Genomic DNA, 228 nt, shown 5'->3' with positions numbered 1-228 from the left:
TGATCGAGGGACTGTCCGCCGGGGTCGTCATGGCCGATACAGCCTATGACGCCGATCACTTGCGTCAGGCCATCGCAGCCAAGGGCGCGCTCGCCGTCATCCCCAACAATCCGTCACGCGCGCTCAAATACCCGCTCGACAAGCATCTCTACGCCCAGCGTCATCTCGTCGAATGCTGCTTCTCAAAGCTCAAGCAGTTCCGACGTGTCGCAACCCGCTTCGAAAAAA

The 228-nt window shown here is 59.6% G+C and carries 1 pseudogene; it reads left to right on the top strand.

Annotated features, from left to right (window positions below):
- Nucleotides 1-228: pseudogene (locus tag FNJ47_RS49180) on the top strand (IS5/IS1182 family transposase); the annotation flags it as partial.

The organism is Bradyrhizobium uaiense (genome assembly GCF_010811875.1).
GTDB classification, from domain to species: Bacteria; Pseudomonadota; Alphaproteobacteria; order Rhizobiales; family Xanthobacteraceae; genus Bradyrhizobium; species Bradyrhizobium uaiense.
This window is presented reverse-complemented; position numbering and strand designations above follow the sequence as displayed.